We start from the raw sequence: 11,439 nt of genomic DNA on the forward strand, positions 1-11,439 counted from the left end.
GGTGCGCGCGGGCGGAGGTCAGGCCGCCACCGCGCTGGAACGCCGGTCGACCACCCGCAGCGGCACCGCCAGCGGTTCGTGGTCGCGGGCGTGGCCGCGGACGTACCAGTGGTGCAGCCACACCGTGGAGGCCAGGAAGACGAACGCCTGGTTCTCCTTGGTGCCGATGCGTTCCGGCGGGGTGTCGAAGACGCGGGTGACGAACTTGCGCACGAACCGCGAGTCGAGCGCGGGGATCTCGTCGAGCGCGTCCTGGTCCAGCAGCAGGTCGCGGTAGTCCGGACGGGACCGCACGAACACCGCGGAATCCGGTGCGCGGTAGGGGAATTTGCCCTTCTTCACGATCCGCTCCGGCAGCACGTCGGCGTAGGCCTGCTTGAGCAGGTACTTCTCGTCGTACGGGTCGCCGAAGCGGCCGTTGACGGAGGCGGCGCGGCGCACCACGGCCGGATCGAGGAACGGGCAGCGGTTCTCCACGCCGTGCGCCAGCGCCATCCGCTCGCCCTGGGTGGACAGCAGGTAGCCGGACAGCAGGGTGCGGAACTCCAGCCACTGCGCCTTCTGCACCGCGCTGAGCTCGGCGAAGCCCGGCTCGTCGGCGACGAGCTTCTCGATCGCGCCCAGCGGATCTCCGGGTTCGGCGAGCAGGCGGGCGGCGAAGCGGCCGTTCTGGAACCGCATCTGGTGCGAGAACAGGCCGGGCCGGTCCTCGGTGGAGAACTGCTGGTAGAGGCCCAGCATGCGGCGCTGCTCGTCGGCACCGTTGAAGTGCGCCAGGTACGGGTAGAGCCGCCCCATCCGCTCCCGGCGCGTCTCGTCGTCGAGCTCGTTCCACTCCGACAGCAGCCGGGTGTCCTTGAAGATCCCGTAGCCGAGGAACGCCTCGTCGGCGCCTTCCCCGCTGAGCACGACCTTGATGCCCTCGCGCCGGACCTGCTGCGCCAGCAGGTGCATCGGCACGAACGCGGTGCGGAACGCGGGCACCTCGGCGTGCCGGACGGCCTCCGGGAAGGCTTCGGCCACGTCGGCGTCGGAGACCCGCACCGTCGAGTGCCGGGTACCGAGGTGCGCGGTGAGTTCGTCCTGCTCGGCGGACTCGTCGAACTCGGCGTCCTCGAACTGGATCGAGAATGTCCGAAGTGGACGGTCGGTGCGCCGGGCGGCGAGGTGCGCGATGATCGAGGAGTCCAGCCCGCCGGAGGCGTACACGCCGACCTCGACGTCGCTGCGCAGCCGCACGTCCACGGCCTGCTCCAGGTCGGCCCGGATGAGCTCCACGGCCTCCTGCTCGGATTCGGGGGCGGCACCGGCGGACAGGTCCAGCGGAGCCCACCGGCCGCGCCGCACCTCGTCGCCGCGCAACGACAGGTACTCGCCCATCGGGACCTGCTCGACGCCCTGGTAGCCGCTCTGGCCGGGCAGCGGGGTCCAGGTCGCGAAGATGGAGGACAGCTCGGCCGGGTCGAACTCGAACCGGAAGCCGGGGTAGGCCAGGAACGCCTTCATCTCGGAGGCGAACAGCCACGCGCCCTCGTGCCGGGCCACGAACAGCGGGCGCTTGCCGTAGCGGTCCCGCGCCAGGTGCAGCTCACCGGTTTCCGAGTCGTACACGGCGAAGCCGAACGCCCCGTTGAACCGCGGCAGGCAGTCCGGGCCCCACGCCGCCCACGCGTTGAGCACCACTTCGGTGTCGGATTCGGTGCGGAACGCGAAGCCGCGGGCGATCAGCTCCCGGCGCAGCTCGCGGTAGTTGTAGAGCTCGCCGTTGTAGCAGAGCCAGTAGCGCCCGTCCGCGCTGCCGACGGGCTGCTGCCCGCTGGAGAGGTCGATGATGCTCAGCCGCACCGTGCCCATCGCGAGCCGGTCGTCGAGGTAGCAGCCCGCCTCGTCCGGTCCGCGGTGCTCGATCTGCGCGAGCATGTCGTGCATCAGGTCCCGGTACTGCTCCGGATGCAGCGAACTGCCGTAGAAACCCGCGATGCCGCACATCGCGTCACCGGCTTTCGAGGGCCCGCTCGCGGGCGCCGTCGACGAACTCGGCGATGCCCGCCAGCGACACCATCACGTTGCCGAGCAGCTCGTCCTCGCCGAACTGCACGCCGTATTCCTGCTCGATGTGCGTCATCAGCGAGATGTAGCCGAAGGAGTCGAGGATGCCCGCTTTGAACAGGTCGGTCTCCTCGGTGATCTCCGCGTCGAACTCGAACATGAACTGCTCTTCCAGGTATGCCTTCAGTTCGTCCTTCATGGCCGTCCTCTGCCCTCGGGTTGTCGTTGCGGGTGCTGGCTCGGTCAGGTGACCGCGAATCCGGAACCGACGATCCGCGCCAGCGCGGGCCACCGGTCGCGGATGAAGAAGTGGTCTCCGGGGAACTGGTGCGTGGTCAGCGGCCGGGTGCTCTCCCGCTGCCAGGCGTCGACGTCGGCGCGGGTGAACCACTCGGCGGCGCCGTTCATCGCCGTGATGGGGATGTCCAGCGGTGCCGCGTCGGGGTGCGCGTAGGCGCCGAGCGCGGTGAAGTCGGCGCGCAGGATCCGCTCGTAGAACGCCATCAGGTCCGGGTGGTCGCGCAGCTCCGCGGGGAGCCCGCCGAGCCGGTCCAGGTGCGCCCAGAACTCGTCGGTGGGCAACCGCCAGGTGTCGCGCTCCCGGCTGGGGATCACCGGTCCGCTCTCCCCGGAGACGTACAGGTGCTCCGGCGCGGGCAGCCCGTCGGCCCGCAGCCGGTGGCACAGCAGGAAGGCCAGCCGCGCCCCGAGGCTGTGCCCGTACACGGCGAAGGGCGCGTCGAGCCTGCCGCGCAGCTGGCCGAGCAGGTCGTCGACGATCGCGGCCGGGTCGTGCAGCAGCGGTTCGGAGATCCGCTTGCCGTGGCCCGGCCGTTCCAGCGTGACCACGTCGAGGTCGCTGTGCTCGGCCAGGCCCGCGTAGGCGCGCTCGTCGCCGCCCGCGTAGGCGACGCAGAACAGCCGGGGCCGCACCTTCGGCGCCTCCGGGGTGGCGTCGATCTGCTTGACCATGCGGGTGAGGACCTGGTGCTCCCCCACTTCGCGGCAGTCGTCCAGCGAGGCGTGCCGCATCAGGTAGCGCACGCTCTCCAGCCAGCGCACCGACCCGGCGATCTGCTCGCTGAGCGTCGCGGCGATGTCCTGCTCCGCGTAGGGGCGCGCGGTGAGGTTCGCGATCACGGTGGCGTTGAGCGGGCCGAACCGGAATCCCTTGAGGAACGCGGCGAACTCGTCGCGGGCGGGCGCCATGAACCGGGAGTGGAACGCGGCGGAGACCTTCAGCCGGGCGGTGCGGACGCGGCGCTCGTCGAGCAGCGGCTGCGCGCGGTCGATCTCCGCGCGGTCGCCGGAGAGCACCAGCTGGCTGTCGGTGTTGATGTTCGCGAGGTCCAGCCGGGTCAGCTCGTGCTCGGCGAGGAACGCCCTCAGGTCGGCGACGCCGAGCCCGACGACGGCGAGCATCGCGCCGTTCTCGGCCCGTGCCATCAGTTCGCCGCGCTTGGCCACGAGCTTGAGGCCGGTCTCGAAGTCGAAGGCGCCGGCGGCGTGCAGCGCGTTGTACTCGCCGAGGCTGTGCCCGAGCAGGTAGTCGCCAGCGGGCTCACCGCGCTCCAGCGAGTCCACGTAGGACAGCGCGTTGACCGCGTACAGCGCGGGCTGGGTGTAGCGGGTGTCGTCGAGCCGCCCGTCCGGGTCCTCCAGGCACAACCGGGGGAGGTCGTAGCCGAGGACGTCGCTCGCCCGCTCCGCCAGCCGCGGGTAGCGCTCGAACAATCCGGCCCCCATGCCGACGGCCTGCGATCCCTGGCCGGGGAAGAGCACGGAACGCGCGCCCGCGACGGCAGCACTCATGCCGACACCGCGGTGGTGTTCCGGAACAGGGCGCGACCTCGCCACATCGAGTGCCTCCTGATTGCACGACGACCCCATCAGCAGAGCCGATCTCATCAGCACGCTAGAGACGCTCCGGAACTGTTCGCAATCTTCAGAACTGCGCCCGACGGACATCTAGTGAAATCCCCAGAGGCACTTCTAAGGAAATCACCAGCAACTAACCCATTCGCCCCAGCCACCGACTCGGCGAGACCACCGGCAACCGTCTTCCCAGGCGAAACGACTCGTGGGTGATTCCCCTAGGAATAGCGCCGAGCCGCATCGCGCGCGGAGCCGAATGGCGCTCCTCGTTCTGCGCCGGATCAGGGTCACACACCGGACGGCCCGAGTCCACCCCCATCAGGAGCAAGAATTCCCAGTTCACACCCCACGCAGCGGCCAGCGGAGGGATTCGGCACCGCCGACCGGACGTCGCCCGCGCATCCGGCCGCGTCACCATGCGAACACGCGGGGTGAACATTCGAATCGAGCACCTCCGGGATTCCCGACCGGCAGCACGACGCGAGACCATTGCATTCGTCATGGGAACGGTGAACCCGTTCCCGGAACACCCGGTACCACCACTCGGCGCGCACGCCCGCGAATAGCGGACCGCCCCGATACCCGCGACGAGACCCCACCGGCACATCCCCCACCGAATAATGACGCCGACGCCTCTTTGTATACGTCGGCTTGATTCCACTCGCCGCTCGACAACGGCAATACCGGAAAACTCCGGTCCGCAATGCGGCGGAGCCCGCGCCCCCGCCGACCACCGCCGCGCGCCGACCCGGCGAGACCCCTCGGGCGCCGCGCGAGAGCGAAGCATAGATCACAGCACGATCACGACCATCGAGACCACGAGGTTTCGAATAGAACGGGTTCGCGCATCCGCCCTGGTGGCGCCGGAACGACCGCAGGTGATCCGACGGTTCACGCTGAAACCACTTCCGCCGATACCACGTTTTCGCAGTTCACAGCGTCGCGCGCATAGCACGGGGTCACGTTGGCATCACCGGCGGGACTTGCTACCGTCACCTCGAAGTCGCATTCCGGATCGCACTCAGCGCGGAGTGCACAGCAGATTTCCCCTGCACATCAGCAGAACCGGGACGTCCGGCAGCACCGAGCAACGCGACTCGCAGCACGCCCCTAGTCGTCGGCGCCACTCATTCGTTGTGCCCCACTGCTTCCCCGGAGGAAAGCCAGTGAGTTCCGGCCCGCTGGACGGACCGCGGATCTCCCCGATCCGCGCGCCCCGGCGTGCCGCCACGGCCGGCTCGGCCGCGGTGCGGATGCACGAAGCGCGGCGAAGCCGACCCCGGTCCCCAGTGGACGTCGCGGCACCGCATTTCCCTTCGCCCGCAACGGAATTCGCGGGCGACCGGTGGACCACATCGATGTCGTCCCCGGCCGGTGCCACGACCTGACAGCTCCGCGCCGCGCGCGCACCCGACTCCACCCGCGGTGGTCCGTGACGTCCGCCGCTCTCCCCAGCACGCGACATCACGCGAACCCCCGGAGGAAGAACCCCCCATGATCGTCGAGTTACACCTGCTCCAGTCCGTTCCGGCGAGCACGCTCAACCGGGAGGACGTGGAGCACCCTCGGCACACCGGCTTCGGCAACGTCGCCCGCGGCTCGATCTCCGCCCACTTCCTGCGCCGCTCCACGCGCGGCCTGCTCGCCGAGAGCGGGGCGGACCTCTCCTCCGCCGGGATCTCCACCCGCCGGCTGGTCTCCGACGCGGGCCGCTGGATCGACTCGGCCAGCTGCCTCGACGATCCCAGCGACGACACCGACGACGCCGTGCGGGAGGCCTTCTACGAACTCGGATTCGGCGTCGCCAAAGCGGATCTGACCCCGTCGGTGATGTTCACCGGGCAGCGGGCGAGCGAGGAGCTCGCCCGGTTCTGCCTCGACGACTGGGACGACTACGCCGACCGAGCCGACCGGCGCAAGAAGATCCACGCGAACGCCGAGAGCCCCGAGCACGCGCGGGCGGACGAGCTCAAGCTCCCGAACGTCAAGACCAAGGAGGAGCAGCTCGCGGCGGCCGAACGCATCCTCGCGCCCCGCCAGGCCCTCGACGTGGCGCTGCACGGCGGCGGGATCGCGGAGTACGACGGCTTCAGCGCCGAGCCCGCCGTCGAGGTGGCGCACGCGCTGTCCACCCACCCCGCCGAGTCCGGCGCCGACGCGGCACCGGACGGCACCGTCGAGGTCGACGCCGCGTGCTACTACCGCTACGCCCGCCTCGACCTGGCTCGGCTCGCGCACAACCTCGGCGGCGACCGCGAACTCGTCGAGCGCGCCGCGAAGCTCTGGCTGCACTCGACGGTGCACGCCGTCCCCGGCAGCGGCCCGAACGCCACCGCCGCCCGCACCGTGCCCGAGGTGGTGCTGGCCGTGGTGCGCGAGCACGGTTCGTGGAACCTCGCCAACGCCTTCCTCGACCCGGTCACCGGCACCGACGTGCTGACCCGCTCGGCGGACCGGCTCGTCGAGCACTTCGGCCGGGTCCGCGCCTTCTACGGCACCGACGAGATCCGCGAGGTCCTCGGCGCCGCCATCACCGGCACCCTCCCCCTGGAACGCACCCACCAGCCCAGCACCCTCGACGACTTCACCCACCGCACCATCAACGCCGCCCTCCACGGCTGAGTCCGCGACCCCGGAAGCACTTCGCGGAGGCCGCACCGCCACGATTCGTTGTCATGGCGGGTTTCCCTGCCGCCCGCGAACATCCGAGCTCTCCCAGGCCGCTCGTTCGGACGGCGTTTCACCAGATCCCCGATCTTGATCCGGATCGCCCCCTGGAGTCCGGCCGGACACCGCGAGTTGATGCCGGAACGGCCAGGCGCACAGGTGACGTGCCCTTGGCCCAGCAGTGAGGCGCCCGGACGACGATCGTCGGCGAACCCGGCGAACCCGGCGATCGCGGCGATCGCGGCGATCGCGGCGATCGGCGAGGCTCCCTCCGCCGCCGGAGGGGGCCTCGCCGGGTCAGCCGGTCACTGCCGGGGCGTCAGAGCTGGTAGGCCCAGAGCTCGTACACGCCGACGGCGTTGCGGCGGCACTCGTGGCCCAGGCTCGGGCCGCCGCCGTGCGCGTCGTCCCACGCCTTCTCGCACGCGGCGGCGGTGTTGTACCACTTGCCGGTGTAGACGTAGCCCTCCGCGGCGGCGGGCGCCGCGGTGGCCAGCAGCATTCCGAGCCCGAGCGCGGCACCGGTCGCAAACTTCTTCACAGTGATCCCTTCGTCGACCTGCGTGACGGCGTGCCGACCGGACCGACGCGTTCTCGCCGGTCGGCCTCGCCCCATTCCCGGGGGCGGAGATCGCAGGGATTCGCCGCGCGGCGCACCCGCCGCGCGATGAACGAGATTCCCCCTGGTCGGATCAGCCCCCGCACCACCGAGTCGACCGGAACACCGGTCGGGCCGTCGGGCGGACCGGGGTCGCGCCGGATTGCGCAGGGAAACCCTTCCCGAACTCCGAACCCGGCCACCTGCGGAGGGTGGACGCCGGTCCGGGCGGCGGCGCAGCGCGCCTTCGGTGCCGGCGGACGACGTTCAGCAGCTCGACTCGAACAGGCTGCGGTCGAGCGGAATTCCGGGGCGCGGAGCTCAGCCCGCCGTGAGGTACCGGGTCAGCATGGCGACCAGTTCGTTCTCGAAGCTCGGGATGTCGATCGGGTCGGCGGCGGCGATGAGCCGGTGCACGACGAGCTCGACGGTGGAGACGACCAGGCGGGCCGCGGTGTGCGGATCGGCCACTCGGACCGCGGGGTGCTGCTCGATCAGGTCGCGGGCGTAGGTGATGTGGAAGCGCTCGACGCGCGCGATCTTGTCCAGCAGCGCCTGCGAGCGCGGCGCCTCCTCGATCATGATGCGCAGCAGCTTCGGATCGTCGAGGTGGTTGTCGATGGCGGCGCGGACGAACAGCCGGATCGTGTCCTCGACGGAGTCGGGCAGCTGCTCGGGCAACCGCTCGCGGGTGTTGCGCAGGCCGTCGTCGAGGTGGCGGGTCAGCAGCTCGACGAGGATCGCGTCCTTGTTCGGGAAGTACTGGTACAGCGAGCCGATGGAGATCCGCGCCCGCTCCGCGATGCGGTTGGTGGTGCCCGCGGCGTAGCCGTGCTCGGTGAAAACGCGAGCAGCCGCCGTGAGGATGCGCTGCCGGGTCAGTTCGGCCCGGACCTGGCGCGGTTGCTTGCGTGGTCGCAGCCGACGCTCACCCGAGTTCACGGCACCTCCTGGTGTGCGCCGGAAAGCGAGTAGCGCACGAAGCGAACAATTGCTCATAATTGTGCCACGGCCTGGGGTGATGCAGCCATCACCGGTGGGCTGACCCGACATTTCCCGCCATGGGAGGAACCGTCCATGACGCACGCCCGACCCCGTCCCCGCCGGGTGCCGATGGAGGAGCTGCGCGCTCGGCTCGGCCACCCCGACGACATGCTCAAGGCCCTCAAGTCCGGGGATCGCGTCGACGAGCACGTGCACCGCTTCATCGCGCACTCCCCGTACCTGTCGATGGCCACCTCCGACGCGGCGGGCCGGGCCGACTGCTCGCCGCGCGGTGATCAGCCCGGGTTCGTGAAGGTGCTCGACGAGCGCACGCTGGCGATCCCGGACCGGCCGGGCAACAAGATGGCCGACTCGTTCCACAACCTCGCCGAGAACGACGGGATCGGGCTGCTGTTCCTCGTGCCCGGCGTCGCGGAAGTGCTGCGCGTCAACGGAAGCGCGTACGCCACCGACGAACCCGACGTGCTCGCCCGGATGCGGGTCAACGGCAGGGACGCGCAGTTCGCGCTGATCGTGGAAGTGGAGCAGGTCTTCTTCCACTGCGGGCGGGCGCTGCTGCGGTCCCGGCTGTGGGATCCGGACAGCCAGGCCCTCGCCCAGGAAATCCCGTCGCCGGGCGAGATCGCCGCCTCGCAGGCGGGCCTGGACATCGACCCCGCGGTGCTCGAACGCGAGCTGCAGGCCGGGTACCGCCGGCTGTACTGACGCCGCACCCGCTCGGCGGGAAAAACCGTTGTCGCCGGGGTGAGGTCGGCTGTTACGGTGCCGTACGAGCGCAGGACGAGGTTCTGCGGTGCCGCTGAGCAGGGAGTTCCGACGTGGTGAGCGACGACGACATCTCCGGGTGATTCCGGAGCCCGAGCACCTCCGCACCCGTCTCCGGGTGGTCCGGGAGGTCTTGTCGTCGTACCTGTTTCCCCGTCCGCTCAGCGGGCCGCGGTGGCGCGCCCGCCCGGCGTTGGAAGGCATCCTCCATGCCCGACGCACTGATCGTGTGTTCCGATCTCACCTTCTCCTGGCCCGATGACACGCCCGTGTTCGACGAGCTGTCGTTCACCGCGGGCACGGGTCGCACCGGGCTCGTCGCGCCCAACGGCGCGGGCAAGAGCACGCTGCTCAAGCTCATCGCCGGGCGGCACCGGCCGCGGTCCGGCTCCGTCACCGTCCACGGCGTCGTCGGCTACCTGCCGCAGAACCTGCCGCTGGCCGGGGAGCTCACCGTGGCCGAAGTGCTGGAGATCGCCCCGGTGCTCGCCGCGTTGCGCGCCATCGAAGCCGGGGACGTCGACGAGCACCACTTCGCCGTCGTCGGCAACGACTGGGACATCGAAGAACGGGCTCGGGCCGAGCTGGATCGGCTCGGGCTGGGCGACGTGGCGCTGGACCGGCCGCTGGGCACGTTCAGCGGCGGCCAGGTCGTGTCCCTCGGACTCGCCGCGCAACTGCTCAAGCGGCCCGACGTGCTGCTGCTGGACGAGCCCACCAACAACCTCGACCGCGACGCGCGCCGACGCCTGCACTCCGCGCTGGAGGAGTGGAACGGGTGCCTGCTGCTGGTGGGCCACGACCGCGAACTGCTCGACCGGATGGACCGCATCGCCGAGCTCGACCGGGGTGAGATGCGCTGGTACGGCGGCAACTTCACCGACTACGAGGCCGCGCTGCGCGCCGAGCAGGAGGTCGCCGAGCGCAACGTCCGCAACGCCGAGCACGAGGTCAAGCGGGAGAAGCGGGAACGCCAGCAGGCTCGGGAACGCGCGGACCGCCGCGCGAGCAACGCCGCCCGCAACGTCAAGTCCGCCGGGCTGCCGAAGATCCTCGCCGGAGCCCGCAAGCGCCGCGCGCAGGAATCCGCGGGCCGGGCGGACGGGACGCACGCGCAGCGGGTCGAGGAGGCCAAGGCCAAGCTCGACGAGGCCGGTCGGGCGCTGCGCGACGACGAGAAGATCTCCTTGGCACTGCCCGGAACCCGCGTGCCCGCCGGGCGCACGGTGTTCCTCGGCGAAGGGCTGCGCGTCGGCTACGCGGGTCCGCCCGTGTTCGCCGAGCCGGGGGTGGACCTGGCGATCCGTGGTCCGGAGCGCGTCGCGCTCACCGGGGCCAACGGGTCCGGGAAGTCGACGCTGCTGCGCCTGATCACCGGTGAGCTCGCCCCGGAGCACGGCGAGATCACCCGGACCGAGGGGCGCATCGCCTACCTCTCGCAGCGGCTGGACCTGCTCGACACCGGCCGCACCGTCGCCGAGAACCTGCGGGCGTTCGCGCCGGAACTGCCGCAGTCGCGGTTCATGCACGTGCTGGCCCGGTTCCTGTTCAAGGGCGACCGGATGCACCTGCCCGTCGAAGTCCTCTCCGGCGGGGAGCGGCTGCGCGCGACGCTGGCCTGCGTGCTGTGCGCGGAACCCGCGCCGCAGCTGCTGCTGCTCGACGAGCCGACGAACAACCTCGACCTGGTCAGCGTCGGCCAGCTGGAGAGCGCCCTGCACGCCTACGAAGGCGCCCTCGTCGTGGTCAGCCACGACGACCGGTTCCTCACCGAGATCGGCGTGACCCGACGACTGCACCTGTCCGGCGGTGCACTGCGCGAAGCGGGCGAGCCGAGCTGATCGGGCGGCACCGGCGAGGAATCCGCTGAGACGATCCCGGCCGATCAGAACAATCCGCACGGTATCCGAAACAGGAATTTCCGACCGGCATGCGGAACAACAGAACCGGCAATGGGAAACCGGTAGAGCGCGCGAAGAACACTCCTGCGCACGAGCGTGACACCCGAAGGGACGTATGCGATTACCGCCCACTTCCAGTAACTTGGAAGAACTGGGAAGGTGATCGACCCGATTCGGTCGGCGGCATCGGATCACATCAGATGTGGCGTGATCCGACCGATGCCGTACGGCCCGCGTCGACCGGGCTCCGCACCTGTTGACGTCGGGAAATCAGACCGCTGACGCGGGACGGGCCATCGCGGCGCGCGAATCGACGTCGATTCGCGCGCCGCACCCGCCGGGCAGCCGGACATCCGCCGTTGCACCGAACACGTGCACTATGCGCGTTCGATGAGCAAGACGATTCGGAGGAGGAACAGTGGGGGGAAGCATTTCCGGTGACGGGTCCACACGGAATGCGGCCATCCTCATCGCGCACGGCATTCCCGCTTACCGCTACGGGCTCGCGCTGGGCTTGGAGAAATCAGAATTCGCGGTGCAGGAGTCCGCTCCGGCGGACGCGCCGGACACCGGCGAGTG

The 11,439-nt window shown here is 70.4% G+C and carries 8 protein-coding genes; 3 read left to right on the forward strand and 5 right to left on the reverse strand.

Annotated features, from left to right (window positions below; translation table 11 throughout):
• Positions 1–18: 18 nt before the first annotated feature.
• The 3 genes from asnB to fabD are packed head-to-tail and all read right to left on the reverse strand — an operon-like array spanning position 19 to position 3,861.
• Positions 19–1,989, reverse strand: a complete 1,971-nt coding sequence (gene asnB / locus ACWD38_RS02535; RefSeq protein WP_450123185.1) for an asparagine synthase (glutamine-hydrolyzing) — start codon at positions 1,987–1,989, stop codon at positions 19–21.
• Between the two features lie 4 nt (positions 1,990–1,993).
• On the reverse strand, positions 1,994–2,248 hold the full coding sequence (locus tag ACWD38_RS02540) for an acyl carrier protein (protein ID WP_450123186.1): 255 nt from the start codon (positions 2,246–2,248) through the stop codon (positions 1,994–1,996).
• A 44-nt stretch (positions 2,249–2,292) separates the two neighbouring features.
• A complete protein-coding gene (gene fabD / locus ACWD38_RS02545; RefSeq protein ID WP_450123187.1) occupies positions 2,293–3,861 on the reverse strand; it encodes an ACP S-malonyltransferase in 1,569 nt (522 codons plus the stop codon).
• A gap of 1,557 nt (positions 3,862–5,418) precedes the next feature.
• Between fabD and ACWD38_RS02550 the strand changes: the two genes are divergently transcribed.
• Positions 5,419–6,546 carry a type I-E CRISPR-associated protein Cas7/Cse4/CasC gene (locus ACWD38_RS02550; protein ID WP_450123188.1) on the forward strand — a complete coding sequence of 376 codons (1,128 nt, stop codon included), beginning with the start codon at positions 5,419–5,421 and terminating at the stop codon, positions 6,544–6,546.
• 364 nt (positions 6,547–6,910) lie between these two features.
• Here the strand turns inward: ACWD38_RS02550 and ACWD38_RS02555 are convergent, their stop codons facing one another.
• The gene (locus ACWD38_RS02555; RefSeq protein ID WP_343071331.1) at positions 6,911–7,132 is read right to left on the reverse strand and encodes a hypothetical protein; all 222 of its coding nucleotides are present in this window, start codon (positions 7,130–7,132) and stop codon (positions 6,911–6,913) included.
• Between the two features lie 378 nt (positions 7,133–7,510).
• Positions 7,511–8,131, reverse strand: a complete 621-nt coding sequence (locus ACWD38_RS02560; protein WP_450123189.1) for a TetR/AcrR family transcriptional regulator — start codon at positions 8,129–8,131, stop codon at positions 7,511–7,513.
• Between the two features lie 135 nt (positions 8,132–8,266).
• On the opposite strand from ACWD38_RS02560, the gene ACWD38_RS02565 reads away from it, so the two are divergent.
• Together ACWD38_RS02565 and abc-f are read left to right on the forward strand one after the other, a co-directional pair.
• Positions 8,267–8,899, forward strand: coding sequence for an MSMEG_1061 family FMN-dependent PPOX-type flavoprotein (locus ACWD38_RS02565; RefSeq protein WP_450123190.1), 633 nt, complete (start codon positions 8,267–8,269; stop codon positions 8,897–8,899).
• 269 nt (positions 8,900–9,168) lie between these two features.
• Positions 9,169–10,800, forward strand: coding sequence for a ribosomal protection-like ABC-F family protein (abc-f, locus tag ACWD38_RS02570; protein ID WP_450123191.1), 1,632 nt, complete (start codon positions 9,169–9,171; stop codon positions 10,798–10,800).
• Positions 10,801–11,439: the final 639 nt, after the last annotated feature.

The sequence above is a fragment of the Saccharopolyspora sp. NPDC002578 genome, from assembly GCF_053592695.1.

What these genes read in the sequence shown, in the direction of transcription:
- asnB (WP_450123185.1), bottom strand. Translation starts at nt 1,989, where the DNA reads ATGTGCGGCATCGCGGGTTTCTACGGCAGTTCGCTGCATCCGGAGCAG.
- ACWD38_RS02540 (WP_450123186.1), bottom strand. Translation starts at nt 2,248, where the DNA reads ATGAAGGACGAACTGAAGGCATACCTGGAAGAGCAGTTCATGTTCGAG.
- fabD (WP_450123187.1), bottom strand. Translation starts at nt 3,861, where the DNA reads ATGAGTGCTGCCGTCGCGGGCGCGCGTTCCGTGCTCTTCCCCGGCCAG.
- ACWD38_RS02550 (WP_450123188.1), top strand. Translation starts at nt 5,419, where the DNA reads ATGATCGTCGAGTTACACCTGCTCCAGTCCGTTCCGGCGAGCACGCTC.
- ACWD38_RS02565 (WP_450123190.1), top strand. Translation starts at nt 8,267, where the DNA reads ATGACGCACGCCCGACCCCGTCCCCGCCGGGTGCCGATGGAGGAGCTG.
- abc-f (WP_450123191.1), top strand. Translation starts at nt 9,169, where the DNA reads ATGCCCGACGCACTGATCGTGTGTTCCGATCTCACCTTCTCCTGGCCC.